This window comes from Jutongia hominis (genome assembly GCF_014384965.1).
GTDB lineage: Bacteria > Bacillota > Clostridia > Lachnospirales > Lachnospiraceae > Butyribacter > Butyribacter hominis.
The window spans coordinates 80,390-100,268 of the sequence record NZ_JACRSW010000040.1 but is presented as its reverse complement, the minus strand read 5'-3'; the positions used below and the strand labels follow the sequence as shown (position 1 = coordinate 100,268).

14 protein-coding genes and 1 riboswitch are annotated in these 19,879 nt (G+C 39.3%); of the genes, 1 reads left to right on the top strand and 13 read right to left on the bottom strand.

Annotation, left to right across the window (positions count from 1 at the left end):
- Positions 1-55: 55 nt before the first annotated feature.
- From nifS to H8700_RS11585, 8 genes are all read right to left on the bottom strand, one after another.
- On the bottom strand, positions 56-1,237 hold the full coding sequence (gene nifS, locus H8700_RS11620; protein ID WP_022142378.1) for a cysteine desulfurase NifS: 1,182 nt from the start codon (positions 1,235-1,237) through the stop codon (positions 56-58).
- A gap of 529 nt (positions 1,238-1,766) precedes the next feature.
- Positions 1,767-2,078, bottom strand: coding sequence for a hypothetical protein (locus H8700_RS11615; protein ID WP_249305739.1), 312 nt, complete (start codon positions 2,076-2,078; stop codon positions 1,767-1,769).
- Positions 2,079-2,102: 24 nt separating this feature from the next.
- A complete protein-coding gene (locus H8700_RS11610) occupies positions 2,103-4,250 on the bottom strand; it encodes a glycoside hydrolase family 13 protein (RefSeq protein ID WP_330606372.1) in 2,148 nt (715 codons plus the stop codon).
- 35 nt (positions 4,251-4,285) lie between these two features.
- Positions 4,286-5,740, bottom strand: coding sequence for a CCA tRNA nucleotidyltransferase (locus tag H8700_RS11605; RefSeq protein ID WP_249305738.1), 1,455 nt, complete (start codon positions 5,738-5,740; stop codon positions 4,286-4,288).
- Positions 5,741-5,994: 254 nt separating this feature from the next.
- Complete coding sequence (locus H8700_RS11600; protein ID WP_249305737.1) at positions 5,995-8,337, bottom strand: glycoside hydrolase family 5 protein; 2,343 nt, start codon at positions 8,335-8,337, stop codon at positions 5,995-5,997.
- A gap of 174 nt (positions 8,338-8,511) precedes the next feature.
- A complete protein-coding gene (locus tag H8700_RS11595) occupies positions 8,512-9,360 on the bottom strand; it encodes an Rpn family recombination-promoting nuclease/putative transposase (protein WP_249305736.1) in 849 nt (282 codons plus the stop codon).
- Between the two features lie 377 nt (positions 9,361-9,737).
- The gene (gene metK / locus H8700_RS11590; RefSeq protein ID WP_022142384.1) at positions 9,738-10,925 is read right to left on the bottom strand and encodes a methionine adenosyltransferase; all 1,188 of its coding nucleotides are present in this window, start codon (positions 10,923-10,925) and stop codon (positions 9,738-9,740) included.
- Positions 10,926-11,124: 199 nt separating this feature from the next.
- A riboswitch (SAM riboswitch) is annotated at positions 11,125-11,223 on the bottom strand.
- 186 nt (positions 11,224-11,409) lie between these two features.
- Positions 11,410-12,984, bottom strand: a complete 1,575-nt coding sequence (locus H8700_RS11585) for a DEAD/DEAH box helicase (RefSeq protein ID WP_330606371.1) — start codon at positions 12,982-12,984, stop codon at positions 11,410-11,412.
- A 566-nt stretch (positions 12,985-13,550) separates the two neighbouring features.
- Between H8700_RS11585 and H8700_RS11580 the strand changes: the two genes are divergently transcribed.
- Complete coding sequence (locus tag H8700_RS11580; RefSeq protein ID WP_249305734.1) at positions 13,551-14,039, top strand: HD domain-containing protein; 489 nt, start codon at positions 13,551-13,553, stop codon at positions 14,037-14,039.
- 42 nt (positions 14,040-14,081) lie between these two features.
- Here H8700_RS11580 and H8700_RS11575 read toward each other — a convergent pair whose 3' ends face one another.
- The 5 genes from H8700_RS11575 to H8700_RS11555 form a co-directional block, all read right to left on the bottom strand.
- Entirely contained in the window at positions 14,082-14,534 is a 453-nt protein-coding gene (locus H8700_RS11575; RefSeq protein WP_249305733.1) for an immunoglobulin-like domain-containing protein, read from the bottom strand.
- A 277-nt stretch (positions 14,535-14,811) separates the two neighbouring features.
- Positions 14,812-16,332 carry a 23S rRNA (uracil(1939)-C(5))-methyltransferase RlmD gene (gene rlmD, locus H8700_RS11570; protein WP_249305732.1) on the bottom strand — a complete coding sequence of 507 codons (1,521 nt, stop codon included), beginning with the start codon at positions 16,330-16,332 and terminating at the stop codon, positions 14,812-14,814.
- Positions 16,333-16,684: 352 nt separating this feature from the next.
- A complete protein-coding gene (locus tag H8700_RS11565) occupies positions 16,685-17,644 on the bottom strand; it encodes a 3'-5' exoribonuclease YhaM family protein (RefSeq protein ID WP_249305731.1) in 960 nt (319 codons plus the stop codon).
- A 275-nt stretch (positions 17,645-17,919) separates the two neighbouring features.
- Positions 17,920-18,570 carry an RNA polymerase sporulation sigma factor SigK gene (gene sigK / locus H8700_RS11560; protein WP_249305730.1) on the bottom strand — a complete coding sequence of 217 codons (651 nt, stop codon included), beginning with the start codon at positions 18,568-18,570 and terminating at the stop codon, positions 17,920-17,922.
- A 177-nt stretch (positions 18,571-18,747) separates the two neighbouring features.
- The gene (locus H8700_RS11555) at positions 18,748-19,683 is read right to left on the bottom strand and encodes an AraC family transcriptional regulator (RefSeq protein WP_249305729.1); all 936 of its coding nucleotides are present in this window, start codon (positions 19,681-19,683) and stop codon (positions 18,748-18,750) included.
- Positions 19,684-19,879: the final 196 nt, after the last annotated feature.

Sequence of the window (19,879 nt, the reverse complement as noted above, 5' to 3'; positions counted from 1 at the left end):
CAACAATCTATATTAGAAATATACATTGCTATCTGCTTTTGCCCTTTGCATCATTTTATTTATTTTTCTTAACAAAATCCTCATACAAAGGTGACATGCTTCTTAAACGCTCAATGATTGCTTTAATATTATCAACTACATAATCCATGTCCTCTTTGGTTGTTTCTTCTGAAAGTGTCATACGAAGAGAACCATGTGCGATCTCATGTGGCAGACCGATTGCCAAAAGGACGTGAGAAGGATCAAGAGAACCGGATGTACATGCAGATCCGCTTGAACCGCAGATTCCTTTCTGATCGAGCATGATCAGCATTGACTCACCTTCTACGAAACGAAAACAGACATTGATATTGTTTGGTAAACGTTTTACTCTGTCACCATTTAAACGACAATATGGAACTTCTTTTAAAATACGATCGATCGCATAATCACGAATTTCTGCCTGCTGTTTCATCTTCTGATCCAGATCTTCATAGGCTGATTTTGCAGCGGTTGCAATACCTACAATCCCCGGTACATTATGTGTTCCGGCTCTGCGGGAACGTTCCTGTGCACCGCCATGGATCAAAGGTCCTATCTTTACAGTATCTCTCATATAGAAGAAACCGATTCCTTTTGGTCCGTGGAACTTATGACCGCTCGCACTTAACATATCAATATGCATCTCATCTACATTGATCGCAATATGGCCAAATGCCTGTACCGCATCTGTATGGAAGAAAATATCATGTTTCTTTGCGATCTCACCAATTTCTTTGATCGGTTCGATCGTACCGATCTCATTGTTTGCAAACATAATACTGATCAGAATCGTATCCGGGCGAATCGCAGCTTCTACTGCTTCCGGTGAGACCAGACCATTTTCATCGACATCAAGATAAGTCACTTCATAACCCTGACGTTCTAAATATTCACAGGTATGAAGAATGGCATGATGTTCAATCTTAGAAGTGATAATATGCTTTCCTTTTGCTTTTAATGCTTCAGCCGTTCCTTTTAACGCCCAGTTATCGCCCTCACTTCCGCCGCTTGTAAAGTATATTTCACGTTCTTTTGCACCTAAAAGTTCTGCGATCGTGCGTCGTGACTCATCCACTACTTTTTTTGACTTTTGCGCAAATGTATAAATACTGGAAGGATTCGCATATTCTTCTTTTAAATATGGCATCATCGCATCCAATACCTCCGGTCTGACTGCGGTAGTAGCTGCATTGTCTAAATAAATCAACTTACTCATCGTATCACTCCATTCCTGCACACTTTTGTGCTATTTTATTATATAAGAACAAATAACCTTTCGCTATCTGTATGTACATTTTCAAACATATTTTTAACATTGTACCGCATTGGTATTGTTCCTATCTGTTTACTAGGATATCCTTTATAAATTTTAGGATTCACCCCACATGCTCTATTTTTCTACTGTACAGATCATGCAACACTTTGCAATACAACTTGTCCTGCTATGCAATCTGTTATAAAAAAAGCAACTATGTAAAGCAATCCCTACTATCATAATACGCATTATATTCTATACTCTTTTATGAAAATGTCAATAGCCTTACTTTTTTTTCTCTTTTTACTTATATAGTTTTTATCTTATATCATGAATTTGCAACACAAGAAAACAAGTTTTCTTGTGCAGAATTCATGAATGACAAAATCATCAAGCACGAAGTGCGACAAGCATATAATGCTTGGATTTTGGAATTATTATATCATATTTGTTAAGATTTCATTACTGCTACAAGCATTGTTTTAACGTGTTATTCTTGGCTTTGTTTTTGCTCAGATCCTTTCTGTTTGGAACTGTTACCGACTTTCGGTGTCGTGCTCGGATGAATTGCATCGCCCGGAATCATGGTTGTATCAGGATCAACACTGCCAATGGAATCTCCGCCAATAATCTCTTCTTTCGCTGACTTTGGCGATACAGTCGGATTTGGTTTTCCTGCCCCGATATAACCATCTCTTTCTACAATAAAATAATGCAATACGATAGCGATCGCGATCAAAAAAACAACAGCGATCACTTTATTTCTTCCTGTAGTATGCATCCACTCTCTAAACTTTCTCATGGTATTCTAACTCCCATTCTTATACTAATATGCAGTATCTTCCATATTCTTTAAGATAATACCGGATACGCCCGGACAGTTTACACGAATATAACCGTTATCTACCACATACATCTGTGTTTCATCAAAGAAGCCTTCCCGATCTGTCCGAAAGATTCTAGCCATACGGGATTGATATTTGATTCCCAGACGCCATACCGGGATATGAATCTCACGCTCTGCTTCATCCCGGTTGATGATCACCACTACTTTGTCTTTCTCATCAAAACGTCCATAACAGATCAGGTTATACCCGCCGTGCAGAAACATGATCGAACCGGTCTTTAACGCCTGACATTCTTTATGCAGACTGATCAATACTTTATGATACTCGATCAAATCTTTATCTTCGTTTCCCCATGGATAAGCACGTCGGTTATCGGGATCCGTCCATCCGCACAATCCGGCTTCATCACCATAATAAAGTGTCGGTGCTCCCGGCCAGGTCATCTGGATCATAACAGCCTGACGGAAAACAGCCTTGTCAATTCCCTGATTTGCGGCTTCCGGTCCACGGGTATTGGTACGTCCGACCTGACTGTTTGTTCTGGTTAAAAAACGTGAATGATCATGGTTTGACAGTTCATTCATCGCTATCTGGAGAGACTGCGTGTTAAAACGTGTCATAAAGTGGCGCATGGAATTAAAAAACGCATCGGCATTTCCCTTCATATCACCACGAAATTCATCACTGTGCTTTTCTACTCCGGTCAAAAACCATGTGATCGGCTCCATGAACGCATCATAGTTCATAACTGTATCCCATTGATCCCCGCTAAGCCAGTCTTTCGGATCTCCATAATGCTCTGCTAAAATAATCGCATTCGGATTTGCTTCTTTTACATTTCTGCGAAATTCCCTCCAGAAGAAATGATTATATTCAGCGGAATGTCCAAGATCTGCTGCCACATCAAGTCTCCAGCCATCTACATTATAAGGAGGAGACACCCATTTACGTGCAATATGCATTACATATTGGAATAACTCATCGGATTCTTCATAGTTAAGCTTTGGTAATGTATCATGTCCCCACCAGCCATCGTAATACGTGTTATATGGCCAGATTTCTTCCCAGAATTTAAAATACGAACGATATGGACTATCCTGCGATACAAATGCACCTTTTTCATACCCCGGTGCATCTTCATAAATGCATTCACGGTCAAGCCATTTATTAAACGAACCACAATGGTTAAATACACCGTCTAAGATTACCTTCATTCCTCTTTTATGTGCTTCTTCTACAAAATCAGCAAAAAATTGATTGCTTGCTTCAAGATTTTCTTTATCCGTAACACGGCAGATATAACGTGACGCATTTTTATTCGGATGCTCAGGATCGCACATCAGATTTCCCTGTTCCGAACGCTTTAAAAGCTCTCCTTCATCTTTTACGATCTTACCAATATGCGGATCGATATAATCATAATCCTGAATATCATACTTATGATTGGATGGCGATACAAAAATCGGGTTGAAATAAATAACTTCTACACCAAGATCCTGTAAATAATCAAGCTTTTGCCAGACACCGGCAATATCTCCACCATAAAACTCTCTGACACCCATCTGCGCCGGATATTTGTTCCAGTCTTCTACTTTTTCCGTTCCCTCACCGATATAGAAATATTCATCGGTTTCTACATCATTAGAGGTATCTCCATTGAAAAAACGATCCACATAAATCTGGTAAAAAACAGCTCCTTTTGCCCATGAAGGAGTAGAAAATCCCGGCTTGATCCAAAAATGATACTGCGGATCAACATGATCTGCTACACCTGTTGCATTGTAATAACAGACTAACGGTCCGCAATGCACTTCAAAGTAATATTCTACTCTTTGTGTATCTAATTGCATTCCTGCTTCATAGTAATCAAACAATCTGTCATTTGATATCTTTTCCATTTTCTGACGGACATCATTTGTGATCAGAAAGACTTGATCAATATTTTCTCTGCCTGCCCGGAAACGGATCTTTACATAATCATTTTCTTTTGGCTCTGCCGGAATACGGTATTGCTCTGTTCCATCACTAAAAAGTGCCTGCGGATTAAAGATCATTGTCAGATTGTCAAGATATAACTGCGTTTTCATCGCTTTTGACATCTGGTACATATGCACATTTAAATCCATCTTTTTCCTCCATTCGGTTTGTCCTGTTATCTGCTTTATTCTTTTTCGTTTCCATTGAAAGAATGCATAAGTGTCTGTGCTCTTTCTAAAAGCCGGTCTTTCCGATTATATGCCGGCTCATCAAGCACTTCCTCTAAAAGCTGCTTTAATAACGCTCCGATTGCCGGTCCGGGTCTGACTCCAAGCCTGATCAGATCTTTGCCGCTGATCTCTAAATCTTTTAATTCAAGCGCTGCTTTTGATCGGATTATCTTTTTCCAATACTCGATCGCCTGATAAATTGTATTCAGTTTTCCCTCAAAAGTAGACGGATTTTGAGATAAAATATCACTAAATTGCACCAAAAAAAGCATCGGCATATAGTCTCTTCCTATTTTGGCAACTGCTTTGCGGATTGACTTTTCTGTTGTGCCGTATTGATAATCATGCCATCGGATCAGATGTCTGACGGCACTTACGGTTTCGTTATCAAAGGTCAACTTCTTTAATATGGTGCCTGACATTTTCTCACCATTTTCATGATGTCCATAAAAATGGCCGATCCCGTTTTCATCAATCGTCATCTTATCCGGTTTTCCTATATCATGAAACAGCATGGTAATGCAAAGAATAGAATGTTGCTTTGGTGTAAGCATTCCTGTCAGTTCTTTCGCATACACATAGACCTGATCGGGTATATCCGGCAGATTTTTCTTAGACTCATATCGTCCCCAAAGTGCATTCATCACCTCAACGCTTCGTATAGAATGTTCTCCGATCGTATAGATATGATGTGGATTTTTCTGATCGATCGTCATCATACGATCGATATCCGGCAGGATCACTTTTAGGATACCGGTATGATATGCTTCCCGGATCTGTCCTGCATCTTTTGATATCAACAGCTTTGTCAGTTCTACCCGGATCCGCTCCGCACTGATCTTTTGTAAATTCTTTGCACGCTCGCATATTGCCTGTCTGGTTGCTTCTTCTATCTGAAAGCCAAGCTGCCCCGAGAAACGTACAGCTCGTAACATTCGCAGTGCATCCTCATCGAAACGTTCCCCTGCATCACCGACACATCGTATGATCTTACGTTCTAAATCCTGTATTCCTTCAAACTCATCCACCAGCCCTCTGCTATGATTATAGGCCATGGCATTGATCGTAAAATCTCTTCGCTCCAGATCCAGATTTAGTTTGGTTGTAAATTCTACATTCTTAGGATGACGACTGTCTTCATACTCTCCATCAATACGATAGGTTGTTACTTCATATCCGACATGGTCAATCATGACGGTTACCGTTCCATGCTCAATCCCTGTATCGATTGTCTTGCGAAAAAGCTTTTTGACTGTCTCAGGCTTTGCAGAAGTTGTAATATCCCAGTCCTGTGGATCACGTCCAAGAAGTGTATCCCGTACACAGCCACCAACTGCAAAACCTTCATAACCCGCTTTTTCCAAAGTGTCAATAATATATTCTACCGCCTTTGGAAGCTTTATATCCATGATCATCCTCATTTCTGCACATATTTTTCCGTTATCCTGCTTCGTGTTTTATGTGCGATAACACAAAATCCGTTATATTTTAGTATAACGGATTCTGAATAAGCTTGCAACTTTTTCCAAAAGCTGCAGTAAAGATTCTCAAACTGCCAGAGACAGGAAATATTTCCGTCTGTGCTTTATATATTTGTTACAGAAAATGCTTTGCAGTCTTTTACTGCAACTATGTATGTTTGCTGCATTTTATAACATTTGTATTACTGTGCATCAGAAATCGTAATCGTGATCTTTCCTGAAAACGCTTCAAGTCCTCCCATATCAAAATACAGATCTGCCTTTCCGGTCAAATCACAATCTGATAACGACTGCGTAAGTGTTTTAGAAAAATTCCATGATGTACTTTTCAAGACATCAGAAGCTTCTATCGCCTGATAATACTGATTTCCGCCAGAAGCTGTCTTTGCAAAACGACAGGTAACATTTCCGGTTGCACCTTGCATTGTCATGGTAATCTTTGGATTGGTATAATCTGACCAGTTTACATCCGAGATCATAAAAGTTCCGCCTTGGTTTGTAACAGAAAAATCAACATCACCTTCTGCTGTTACTGTAGAAGGCGTCCAGCCGGAATAACCGATACTTCCTGTGTATGTCAATGTAGTCGATTTAGAAGCCGGACGATATGTTTCGCTTTCTAATGCCTGCTGTTCAAACTTCTTATAGTTTGCTGCTTCGGTCGAATGTACTATGGTATTGCTGGCTCTTGAATAGATTTCATTGATATCCCATAGCACAGGACACATACCATGGGTTAATGCATATTCACAGATTGTTGAAATAAAGACATCTCTTCCGTCTTTGCGATGTGTCGTACCATCCGAATTTTTTCCTGCAATAACACCGTACTCACCAATAATAACCGGTATCCCTTTATTAACATAATTGATACGCATCAGGTTTAATGTATCTTTCATTTCTGCAATGTCATCTTCTGTTCCCCATGAGTCTCTATAGCCCCATGAATTATCAGGATCATCTACCGTACAATAAGTTGCCGGAGAATAATAATGGACTGAGATCATCATATGACCGTCTATCGTATCTGTCGGCATGACATATCTTTCATCGCAAGTCTTTGCAATATCGGTATTATATCCTGCGATCAAAAGAAAACGACTTGCATTATTTCCACCGGTACCGCGCACGGTATCAACAAATGCCTGATTGATCGCCGTAACCTGTTTATAAAGGTCATCGGTATTGGTAAAATAACCGGAACCTGCATAGTCATCTGTTGAATTCAAACGCTCTCCTAACTCTTCATTTGCAGCTTCAAAGATAAGATGATCCGAATATTCATTAAAGCGATTTGCAATCTGTGTCCACATTGCTTTGTATTTGACCATCGCCTGTGTACGCTCTGATTCGGTCTTTGAGCCAAAGCGTGCCCACCATCCGCCATCATAATGAATATTGACGATTGCATACATGCCTGCATTGAATGCATAATTCATAACCGTTTCTACACGGTTGAAATAATCTTCATTGATCGTATAAGTACCGTCATCTTTCATCAGGTTTGACCATGCTACCGGGATACGGATAGAATGAAAACCTGCTTTCTTCATACCTGTGATCATTTCCTGTGTTGTAACCGGTGCACCCCATGCTGTTTCATAATCTTCTACCGTACCGCCACCATTGAGCCAGCCTGCTACTGCATCTAATGTATTTCCAAGATTGATACCGATGCCCATATCATGTACGATATCATATGCATCTATATCAGAACGCATGACACCATCATCAATCGTAGCTATACCATTTGCAGACAAATGACTTCCCGGTGTTACTATCGGTGCTGTAGTTGGCTTTGTAGTACTTGGTTTTGTGCTAACACTTGCCGACGCTGCCGGTGTTGCACTTGGTTTTGTACTAACACTTGCTGACGCTGACGGTGTTGCGCTTGGTTTTGTGCTAACACTTGCTGACGCTGACGGTGTTGCGCTTGGTTTTGTGCTAGCACTTGCTGATGCTGACGGTATTGCACTTGGTTTTGCACTGACACTTGCTGATACTGACGGTATTACATCTGATGTTGCACCAGGCTGCACCGGTTTCTCTGTTTTTAACGCATCAGGTGTCTTTGTTTCATTTGGAGTTATTGTCACAACATTGCCCGGTGCCGGTGTTACTACAATCTGATCTTCCTGCTTTGTTGTACTCTTTTTTGCTTTCACGGTAATCGTACAAGAAAGCTTCTTTGTCTTTTTTGTCTTACCTTTTTTGTAACGAACAGTAGCCGTAATCTTTGTCTTACCTGCTTTTTTTGCTTTTACGACACCTTTTTTTGTTACCGTAGCAACTTTTTTATTGCTGCTCTTCCATTTTGTCGAAAGAATCTTTGATCCTGCCGGTTTTTTCTTTACCTTTAAAGTTACTTTTCTACCTGCTGTCACAGTTTTCTTAGAAAAGTTTAACTTTGGTGCACTTGCTGCACTTCCGGTCGTAACATTACCTGTCAATACCGAAGTCAGAACCATTGCCATGCTGATTGCTATCGCAATCCATTTTTTTACTGATTTTTTGTAGTGATTCATTTTCTACCTTTGCCTTTCTAAATATTTTTTGGGGATATTGTTTGTTACACTATACTATAGTGTAACAAGTTTTTTGTTGCATAACACTTACGTGTTCTGCATTCCACGCACTTTTTTCGAAGTCTTATCACTACAAAAGGGGGTTCTTCCCATTTTTATACAGATATATCCATACTATAGATCAACTTTATATAGCAATTCTTCGGCAATATCTTCTTCTGACCAATCAGGATGGGCATTGATGCTTTCAATCATTTTTTCAATGGTAGCCGTATCATAATCCAGAATAGAAGATAACTCTTCAGCAGTAAATCGGGTTTTGTTTTTCTTCACCTGACATACACCTCTTGCCAGATCTCCAAAGCGAATATTTTCCTTATCTCTCATCAATAATGTCATATATTCCCGCCTCCATTCTTCACTAGCCTTTACAACTCCTACTTCCTTTTCTAACGATTCGGTATAGTCATCTGTCGGTCTTCCACTTTTCAAAAATCCCATAAGAGCTTTAAAAGCTTTTCCATATTTTTCTGCATCATCACCATAAGGATTTATAATAATTTTAGCGGAATCATCCCCTAATTTCAATGACAAATCATCAACACAGATATTCTCAAACCAATACATACATTTCCTTTTTTCAAACGGATCATATTTACAGATAAAAATGACATAACTGTTCTTTAACTGATTAAAATCTTCTCCCTTATCCAAAATATTCAGATCGATCATATCCTGATAATAACGTGATCTTTTAGGGAGATTTTTTTGATCTGTTGCCTGAATCTCTATATTATAAACTGTATCTGTAATATCCTCAATATACACATCCAACCGGATACTTTTTGCTTCATATTTCCAATCCATGACCTTTTGAAGTTCCGGGTACCGTATATCTTTGATCTTTTTATGTAGGATCAACTCTAATAATGTTTTGCATAACTCTTTATTGCTCATGACAGCACCAAACATAAAATCATCCCATAACTCCAGTTCTTCTAACCTTTTGTATTTTCTCTCCATAACATCTCTCCATTTCTCTTGTTCGAAACAATATCTCATCTTTTTAACAGAAAAGATTTTGATTGTTCTTTTTTCTTTGATTTTTAGAAGAATATATTACGCGTAAATTTTTTCTTACAAAGAGCATATCAGGAACGGTCAGACGATACCATTCGCAATTTTTCTAAAATCATTTTTTTATTTTTTGCACTATGCACTACGGTTTTTAAAAAAATCAGCATTTTTAATATGTTTTTTTTATCGGCAGACATTTTTACCAAATTCAAAAAAATATTTTATTACTATTGCCAATTCTGTTCATCTAAAAAGCCTCCGGATCCGTTTTGCATTCTGATCCGAAGGCTTTTGATTCTATTATTTTATTGCATACTGTCTGCTTACAGGTATTTCTTTAAGATATCTGCTTTGTCTGTCTTTTCCCATGGAAGGTTCAGTTCCAGACGTCCGAAATGACCATAAGCTGCTGTCTGCTTATAGATTGGGCGGCGAAGATCTAACATCTTGATGATTCCTGCCGGGCGGAGATCAAAGTTTTCACGGATGATCTCGACAAGCTTTTCATCCGAAAGCTTACCGGTACCAAAAGTATCGACCATGACAGAAGTTGGCTGTGCAACACCGATTGCATAGGATAGCTGGATCTCACAGCGTTTTGCAAGTCCTGCTGCCACAATGTTCTTTGCGACATAACGTGCTGCATAAGCTGCACTGCGATCAACCTTTGTACAATCTTTGCCGGAAAATGCTCCACCACCGTGACGTGCATATCCACCATAGGTATCTACAATTATCTTACGTCCTGTCAGACCACTGTCACCATTTGGTCCGCCAATCACAAAACGACCGGTTGGATTGATATAGATTTTTGTCTTATCATCTACTAATTCTTTTGGAAGCACTTTGTCAATGACTTCTCTACGGATATCTTCATGAATCTGTTCCTGTGTTACATCCGCTGCATGCTGGGATGATATAACAACCGCATTGATATGAATTGGTTTTTCATTCTCATCATATTCTACTGTTACCTGACTCTTACCATCTGCACGGAGATAATCTAATGTACCGTTTTTACGAACTTCTGTCAGCTTCTTTGAAAGGCTATGAGCAAGTGCGATCGGATATGGCATAAACTCCTCGGTTTCATCTGTCGCATAACCAAACATCATACCCTGATCTCCTGCGCCGATTGCTTCCAATTCCTCGTCAGACATTTGATTTTCTTTGGCTTCTAATGCCTTATCAACACCCATTGCGATATCGGCTGACTGGCTGTCAAGTAAAATCTTCACTTCACAAGTATCACAATTAAATCCTTTTTCATCAGCATCGTAACCGATCTCACGGATCGTATCACGAACGATTTTTTCATAATCTACTTTTGCTTTTGTTGTGATCTCACCCATTACCATGACATAGTCTGTTGTAATGACGGTCTCACATGCCACACGGCTCATTGGATCCTGTGCCATTAATGCATCCAAAATGGCATCGGAAATATTATCACAGATTTTATCCGGATGTCCTTCTGTAACTGATTCTGATGTAAATAATCTCTTATCCATCGGTATCCTCCTTTTTCTCTTTTCGTTTATTTACCTGTATCCTGGCGAAACTTTTATTCAACTTTTCTAAGAACAAAATGGGCAGCCCCACTTCAACTTTGCGTAACATTTTACGGCATAGGTTACTTATCATTTCCTATTCCGTAAAAAAACGTTCATCTTATGATCCCTAAGATGAACGCCTGAATTTTGTATATGCATCTTATTGATCGATTTCTCGCTGAGATTGGCACCTTCCTTTTTCAAGGGGTTGCCGTGGTTTCACTGAGCCTTCACTCTCCACCACTCTGAATAAGAGTTTCTTTTATGAACTTGTTACTGCTGTATCTCTACAGCACTTTTTATCATAGCATAATATTTTTCAATTGTCAACTTGTACAGCTATCATTCCATTCTGCGTATGAGCACACTTGTACAGCTATCATTCCATTCTGCGGAATCATTTCGTTGCTTTCTTGCAGACAATGCTATGCCTGTCTTATCTTTATTTACGGTTTGCCGGCTCTACATTAACATTTTTGCCTTTGATCTTTGCATGTTTCATCGCCTCGATCACTTCCGATGCATATTCTCTCGGTACTTCAACAAAAGTATAACTGTCAAACATATCGATTGCTCCGACTAATTTACCTTCCATACCGGATTCACCTGCGATCGCACCTAAAATATCACCGATGCGTACTCTTTGCTTCTTTCCGATATTGATAAACAGACGAACCATGCCCGGTTCTGCTCCGGTATCACCAAAATCATCCTGTCTAAGCTCCGGATTCTGGATCTCCCCAAGTTCCATCATCAAAAATGCTGCTGCCATTTCCAATGCCGAATACTCTTTATCATCCAGATGGTCCTCTAAAATATCCATCATCTCAGGAAGATTTCCATGATCAATATAGCTGCTCGCCTTTTCTAAAATCTTTTCTGCTTTGATCTCTGTAATATCATCTACAGACGGAATAGGCTGACGTTTGATCTTCGTCTTACAATAGCGCATGATATCTTTGAGTTTATATATTTCACGTCCCACTACCAAAGTAAACGCACGTCCGCTTCTTCCGGCACGGCCGGTACGTCCGATACGATGCACATAATATTCATCATCCTGTGGCACATCATAATTAAATACGGCTTCGACATCATCCACATCAATACCACGTGCTGCTACATCGGTTGCCACAAGAATGTCGGTCTTTCCGTTTCGAAAACCATTCATAACCCTGTCACGCTGCGACTGTTTCATGTCTCCATGAAGCCCTTCCGCAAAATAGCCTCTGCCTTTGAGATCATCTACTAACTCATCTACTTTACGTTTTGTGTTACAAAACACAAGAGAAAGCTCAGGGTCATACAGATCTAATAAACGTGATAGCACTTCATTCTTTTTGCGTGGATTTACCTCATAATAATACTGGTCGATCTTTGGTACGGTCAGTTCTTTTTTCACAACTTTTACGATCTCGGGCTCTGTCAGATATGTTTTTGCAATATCCATGATCGGTTTTGCCATGGTTGCCGAAAAAAGAAGCGTCTGATGTTTTGTCGGTATCTGCTGTAAAATGGTCTCAATATCTTCCCGAAATCCCATATTTAACATTTCATCAGCTTCATCTAATACAATCGTTTCTAATTCGCCCAATTTTAAAGTATGACGACGAATATGATCGATCACTCGTCCCGGTGTTCCGATCACAACCTGTACACCGCCTTTTAAAGAACGGATCTGTTTAGAAATCTCCTGACCGCCATAAATAGGAAGCACTTTGACACCATGCATAAATTTGCTTAACTTACGAATCTCATTTGCAGACTGGATAGCAAGCTCTCTTGTCGGACAAAGAACGATTGTTTGCAATTTCTTCTTATGCGGATCGACTCTTTGTAATACAGGGATTCCAAATGCGGCTGTTTTACCGGTTCCAGTCTGTGCCTGACCGATCATGTCTTTTCCTTCCATTGCGATCGGAATCGACTTTGCCTGAATCGGACTTGCCTGTTCAAACCCCATCTCGGTAACTGCTCTCATAATCTTCGGATCTAAATTCAACTCTTCAAAATTCATATATTTCCTCATTTCTACTCTAACAACTTGTGACAATGCAACCCCTGACAATATCCGCTCGTCCGGTCTCGACCGGCCAATCTGCTTTTTCCCATGGAAAAACCGTTCCTGCCACATAGAAGGAACGGTTTTATCACTACGATCTGCTTTTGCTTTTATCCGATTTTCTGCGTATCTTTTAATTTATATCATATTTATGTCCGGAAGTAAAGACTACATCATAAATTCACTAAATTCTACATCATAAATTTACTAAATTCTTGTACGGAATTTTAATCTTACCAGTTTTTTATTCCTCATTCTATAATCTCATTATCTCCTTTTGCAGGTGGAAGCTTGACGATTGAATGATCAAAAAAAACTTTTCTATATACAAAACCATATGATAGAAAACATACCCAGAACAAAAAACATATAATTTGTCATCTGTTCCTTTTCAAATAACACTGTCCACGTTATAATTATTTTGTATGCAGCGTAGCATTATTACTATTCTTCATATTCGATTGAAAAAATTGTTATAACTGTTTTATTTGATATTTTGATAAGAAAGGATGGCTATGACCATGGATCTATTATCTTCTTTAAATTTAGAAATGATGCGTTATTATCATAATGACCCAAAAAGGATACAGCATTTTACTAAAGTACATGCCTATGCAAAATATATCGGTACGCAGGAAGGACTAACATCTAATACTCTTTTCACCTTAGAGGCTGCCGCTCTTGTACATGATATCGGAATCAAATCCGCCGAAGAAAAATACGGAAAATGTAATGGAAAACTACAGGAACTGGAAGGTCCCGCAATCGCGAGACAACTATTAGAACGCCTTAATTTTGATACCACTGTCATTGACCGTGTATGCTACCTTGTCGGTCATCACCACACATATACGGATGTTAACGGTATCGATTACCGCATTCTGCTAGAAGCAGATTATCTTGTCAATCAATATGAAGATAATCTTCCAAAAAGCTCTGCAAAGCACGCACTTGGTCATATTTTTGAAACCGCCACAGGAAAGGAACTTTGCAAATTGATGTATTTATAAGTATTGGCCGGTACACTCTTGATGAAAGATGTATACGAACAATCAGGATAGATCAAACTCAGCCGAAACGTTCTCTTTGTCCGTATCTTTCTTGCCGTCTTTCTCCGTATATTCTTTTACTATTCTGTAATGACCTACTTCTAATTTTCCATAATATTTCTCAATATATGCCCTAAAACTATATTCATCTCCGGACAAAATATCCTTGCTCGATAAATTGAAACCTCCGGCTTCCGGTAATAAAGGTACTTCAACAAAAGACTTATCCTTTAAAACCCATAAAGAATACTCTTCCCCGGTCACAATGTCTTTTTTGGTTTTATTGATGATAGTACACTCTACGGTAGTGCTATCATCTTCGGTCAAAACAGCGCTCATTGTCACCGCTCCATCCTTTGCAATTGTCTGCTTTTTGCTTGTACAACCAGAACAACAAAAAGTTGCACCCATACATATTGCTAAAATAATGATATTTTTCTTTACACTTTTCTTCATACTGCTCACTCCTTTCAAAATCAGCTTTTGCCGTTCTCTTTCCTCCATTCTCTTCCTTTTTCAATGCACATCTTTCCCTTTTTCACGCACTTTTTTATAAAGTGTTCTACTCTATATAACGTAATGATGTGTTAAAGTGATGCAGTTATTTACAACTTTTTAACTATAAATGCAAGCTAAGCATATATCTTAAAGCAATCACAACCGAGCTTTTTGCAAGGTTTCTCTGGTGATACCAACCTTACAAAAAGCCCGGGAACAAACCGCTTTTCAGCCCTTATTTATCTTTTCTTGACAGCAAACAGACCGTCTCCACATGATAGCTGTGTCCGAACATATCACACGGACGCACTTTTTTGAGTTCATATCCTCTGTCGCACAGGAATCGCAGATCTCTGGCGAGCGTTGCCGGATCACAACTTACATATACAATCCGCTCTGGTTCCATAGCGATCACAGTTTCTAAAAGCTTTTCGTCACAGCCTTTACGTGGCGGATCTAATGTTACAACATCTGCTTTCAGGCTTCCGTTGCTCTTTTGGTACTGCTTTGTAACAACATCTTCCGCTGCCCCCACGAAGAACTCTGCATTTTCGAAATGATTCAGTCGTGCATTCTCTTTCGCATCTTCAACCGCCTGTGGCACGATCTCAACACCACAGACATGAGCTGCCTTTTGTGCCAGAAAAAGTGAGATCGTTCCGATTCCGCAATATAGATCCCATACCACTTCGCCACCTTTCAAATCGGCATATTCCAATGCTGTCTGATACAATCGTCTGGTCTGTACCGGATTGACCTGATAGAAAGAAAGTGGTGAAATACGGTATTTGATGTCACCAATATAATCTTCAATATATTTTTCACCATAAAGCACCTGAATATCTTGTCCGAGAATGACATTTGTCTTTTCTTCATTATAATTCAGGCAGATGCTTTTGATCGTAAGTGTTGTGTTTGTATCGCCTGCAATATTCGTGGCAGGAGCTGTAGTTGTATCGCCTGCAATATTCGTGGCAACAGTTGCGTTTACAGCAGTTTTGTTATTCCATGAACAATTTAGCAATCTGTCAACAAGTTCTTTGTCGTGTGGCATTTTCTTTCCATTGATCACAAGACAGATCATCACTTCTCCGGTCACAGCACCTACTCTGGTCAGGATATGGCGGACAAGCCCGGTATGTGTTCCTTCATTATACGCCGGGATTCCATAATCTTTCATAAATTGCAAGACGGTATCCACAATTTCTTTGTTACACGGATGTTGAATGTTACAATCCGTATTTGCAATGATCGAATGCGATCTTCCTGCATAAAAACCAGCCACCGGATTTTCCTCTTTGTCTGTGCCGACAGGAAATTGTGCTTTATTACGATAATGATATGGTTCGTCCATCCGCAGGATCGGCTCTACCTCGATCGTGGATCCTTCCAGCGAAAATCCACCGATCCGCTCAAGACAGTTTTTCACTTTCTGCTCTTTCCATTCTGTCTGCTTTTCATAAGAACAATGCTGTAACTGGCAGCCACCGCATTGTCTTGCCACAGGGCATTTCGGTTCCACACGGGATGGAGATGCTTTCACAATCTTTAAAAGTCTGGCATATCCATAATTCTTCTTTGTCTTCATAACAACTACACGAACCCGATCACCGATCACGGCATCCTTTACAAAAAGAGGATACCCTTTTACTTTTCCAATGCCCTCTCCTTCGGTTCCCATATCAATAATATCTACTTCCAGCTCATCGTTTTTCTGACAGACAATGTCTTTACTCTTCCTATTCTTTTTTGCCATAGCAACCTCCTTTCCATGATAATAAGTGCAAAGCCGGTGCTTTGCACTCCAAGAATTGCTAAAGCAATTCTTGTTAATATACCACTATTGCACGAACAGTTTCCTATTCCCTAAAAAAGTGCAAAGTCAGTGCTTTGCACTCCAAGAATTGCTAAAGCAATTCTTGTTAATATACCACTATTGCACGAACAGTTTCCTATTCCCTAAAAAAGTGCAAAGCCAGTGCTTTGCACTCCAAGAATTGCTAAAGCAATTCTTGTTAATATACCACTATTACACGAGCAATTTCCTATTCCATTAAAAAGCACCCTGAATCGCTTTCAAGGTGCTTCCTGCGTTCTATTCTATTGCGTTATTTTCTTTTTTGTATGTATCCTGAGCTTTGTCTTACATTCGACTCTAATAAACGGTTATAGCCAAGCCATTCTGTTGTCGGCTCTGCTTTGTCATATACTTCGGTCATGGTCTCTAACTTCGCATCTGCATTATCGGCAAAATTCAAAGCCATTGCCTCTGCCATTGCAGGCTTCTTAGGTGATCCATATTCCAGTTCTCCATGATGTGCCAGAATACAATGTCTAAGTTCTCTTGCAAGCACTTCCGGGAAGCCCGGAATCTTTTCGGCCTCTCTGCCGATCAGCTCTGCGCCAAGGAAAATATGTCCAAGTAACTGTCCCTCATCGGTATAATCATTCGATGGAAAGTCCGATAATTCCCAGATCTTTCCGATATCATGAAAGATAGCTGCCGTGATTAAAAGATCGCGATCAAGGATCGGATAATTCTTAGCAAAGAAATCACACATTCTCGTAACTGCAAGTGTATGCTGTAACAGCCCGCCTACAAATCCATGATGAACGGATTTTGCTGCCGAATGCTGCTTAAACTCCTTGATAAACTCTGCATCTTCTACAAAATATTTACAAGTAAGCTGTTTCAAATGCGGCTCCTGAATCGTGTTGATATATCCGACTAATTCCTGATACATTTCTTCACGGTCATATTTGGATGCAGGAATATATTCTGCCGGATCATATTCCCCTTCCTGCGCCTTACGGATCCGTGTCACATTGACCTGACGACTGCCCTGAAAAGAGGTCACCGAGCCATCTGTCATAATAAAATCCATTGCATCAAAATCTGCGATGCCGTTATTCAATTCCCAGACTTTTGCATCGATCACACCGGTTTTATCCTGTAGCAAAAGAGAATAATATGTCTTACCTGCTTTTGTCTTTAAAACCTGTTTTGATTTGCATAAATAAATACCAAAAAATTTATTTCCTTCTTTATATTCTTCTATATATGTCATATTCTTCCCGCTATGTGCGAAACTCCTTTCTGCTGCGCTTTCTTTTCGATCACACTCCTTACTTCCGGCAAGAAATGCTCTCTTCTGTTGCCATATGAAAACCACTCTCCCAATTATTTTCATACTATTTTATCTTAACATATTTACAAAAGCCATACAAGATACCGGCTTCTCAGAAACATACATATTTTCCGCTACTCATAACGGCAAATGCATTCTCGATCTCTTTGTATTCTATTTTCTTTTGACTGAGGCATTCTCAATCTCTTTGTATTCTATTTTCTTTTAGCAGAGGCATTTTCGATCTCTTCGTATTTCTTACGAAGCTTTCCTAATGCTCTTTTTTCGATCCGGGAAACATAAGAGCGGGAAATGCCGTATAACTTAGCAATTTCCCGCTGTGTTTTTTCTTTTTTTCCATCAAGCCCATACCGCATGATCAGAATTGTCTTTTCTCTGCCACTCAATGTTTCTTCCATGATCTTTCCGAGTCTTCCAACACGTTCATTTACCATCAGCCTTTCTATGACATCTTCATCTTTATATTCTATAATGTCAAAAAGATTGATCTCATTGCCTTCTTTATCCGAGCCGATCGAATCGTATAAATAGACATCTTTTGCTTTCTTTTTCTCTGCACGTAACATCATAAGCAATTCATTGTCGATGCATCTTGCAGCGTATGTCGCTAAGCGGATATTCTTTGTTTCATCAAATGTATCGATCCCTTTGATCAAACCAATCGTCCCGATCGATATCAGATCATCCATATCTTTATCTCCGACATTATATTTCTTCGCTATATAGGCAACAAGCCGCAAATTTTTCTCTATCAGACATTGTCTTGCCTTTTGATCTCCCTGCCGGCACCTTGCGATGCATTCCTTTTCTTCTTTCGCACTAAGTGGCTTTGGAAAAGACTGCATTTGCGACACCTCTACATGATATCTCTATATCTTATGCAGCAGGCAGTATGTCTGTGCTTTTCCGTGTTTTGTGTTTTGAAAAATTCGAATCCATCCATGCAGACAGACTTCTGTGCTGTTACATCATTCATATTTACCGTTACCACATTATACACTTTTTCCTTTCATTCCAATCCACTAGATGGTTTCCTTTCTATTTACACCTTTTGCATACACACTTGGACTGATCCCTATTACCTTTTTAAATACGCGTGAAAAGTAAAATTCATTGCAAAATCCCACTTCGGCTGCAATCTGTTTATGAGTATATAATCCGGTTGCCAGCAATTCTCTGCTTCTGTAGACACGATATTCGTTCAGAAAATTCATGATCGTCCTTCCAGTGTATTCCTTAAATTTCCGATTGATATAATTATAGTTACCATGCATTCTACGAGAAATGTCCCGGCTTGTGATTTCATCCGGGTAATACCGGTAGATATATGTAATAATGTTGCTGATCGTCTGATCCATATTTTTAGTTGTAGTCTCACTATATTGATCATTCAAAATTCTGGCATATTCTATAAAGAATTGAAGACACAATGCTGCTGTCATCTCCTGACGGTATTCCATTCCATTGTGAAACTGGCTTTGCATCTGTTCGAGTAGAAACCTGATCTTTCCATCCGAACGTTTCGGTACCTTCCGGTATTTAGGCAAGATAAGCCGGTCACCGCCTGCATTGGCAGCATCAAATAATGAATTCTGCTCCCGCAGACTTTTACGAAAATGCAATAGATGATCTGCCTGAATACTCTCCTCTTTCAGATCATCCCACCGAAAATGCAAATACAGATAATGACAAGTCGATGTCTTTCTTCCATAATGAACACGTTTCGGATCTAAGAGCAGAATGTCTCCTTTTGCCAATACATAGGCTGTATCACCTTCTGTAAGATACATTTCACCATCATAAATATAATAAAGGATGTATTCTTCCGGTTTTCTCCGATAATGTACATAGGGTGATGAGATGGTTACATCATCGATCAAAACAATCTCCGGTAAATGCTTCATATCAGCCGAAAAATAAATATTCTGTTGAAAAAATGTTTTCTCTGGTGGATGCATATTCTCTCTCCTTTTTCTAACATTCTAAGACATTGTAAAAGCAACATAATCAAAAAAAATGGTTTGATCTGCTATTGTCACAGAAATATTCCTGTTTCAACAAAAAGTAGAAATAAGACAAACCAAAGAGTAAATTGTGTATAGGATAATTATATACGATATTATAAAATAACTCTATAGGAAACTATTTGCAAAT

What these genes read in the sequence shown, in the direction of transcription:
- H8700_RS11565 (WP_249305731.1), bottom strand. Translation starts at nt 17,644, where the DNA reads ATGACATATATAGAAGAATATAAAGAAGGAAATAAATTTTTTGGTATT.
- H8700_RS11615 (WP_249305739.1), bottom strand. Translation starts at nt 2,078, where the DNA reads ATGAGAAAGTTTAGAGAGTGGATGCATACTACAGGAAGAAATAAAGTG.
- H8700_RS11585 (WP_330606371.1), bottom strand. Translation starts at nt 12,984, where the DNA reads ATGAATTTTGAAGAGTTGAATTTAGATCCGAAGATTATGAGAGCAGTT.
- H8700_RS11555 (WP_249305729.1), bottom strand. Translation starts at nt 19,683, where the DNA reads ATGCATCCACCAGAGAAAACATTTTTTCAACAGAATATTTATTTTTCG.
- H8700_RS11575 (WP_249305733.1), bottom strand. Translation starts at nt 14,534, where the DNA reads ATGAAGAAAAGTGTAAAGAAAAATATCATTATTTTAGCAATATGTATG.
- sigK (WP_249305730.1), bottom strand. Translation starts at nt 18,570, where the DNA reads ATGCAGTCTTTTCCAAAGCCACTTAGTGCGAAAGAAGAAAAGGAATGC.
- H8700_RS11605 (WP_249305738.1), bottom strand. Translation starts at nt 5,740, where the DNA reads ATGGATATAAAGCTTCCAAAGGCGGTAGAATATATTATTGACACTTTG.
- rlmD (WP_249305732.1), bottom strand. Translation starts at nt 16,332, where the DNA reads ATGGCAAAAAAGAATAGGAAGAGTAAAGACATTGTCTGTCAGAAAAAC.
- H8700_RS11595 (WP_249305736.1), bottom strand. Translation starts at nt 9,360, where the DNA reads ATGGAGAGAAAATACAAAAGGTTAGAAGAACTGGAGTTATGGGATGAT.
- metK (WP_022142384.1), bottom strand. Translation starts at nt 10,925, where the DNA reads ATGGATAAGAGATTATTTACATCAGAATCAGTTACAGAAGGACATCCG.
- H8700_RS11610 (WP_330606372.1), bottom strand. Translation starts at nt 4,250, where the DNA reads ATGGATTTAAATGTGCATATGTACCAGATGTCAAAAGCGATGAAAACG.
- H8700_RS11580 (WP_249305734.1), top strand. Translation starts at nt 13,551, where the DNA reads ATGGATCTATTATCTTCTTTAAATTTAGAAATGATGCGTTATTATCAT.
- H8700_RS11600 (WP_249305737.1), bottom strand. Translation starts at nt 8,337, where the DNA reads ATGAATCACTACAAAAAATCAGTAAAAAAATGGATTGCGATAGCAATC.
- nifS (WP_022142378.1), bottom strand. Translation starts at nt 1,237, where the DNA reads ATGAGTAAGTTGATTTATTTAGACAATGCAGCTACTACCGCAGTCAGA.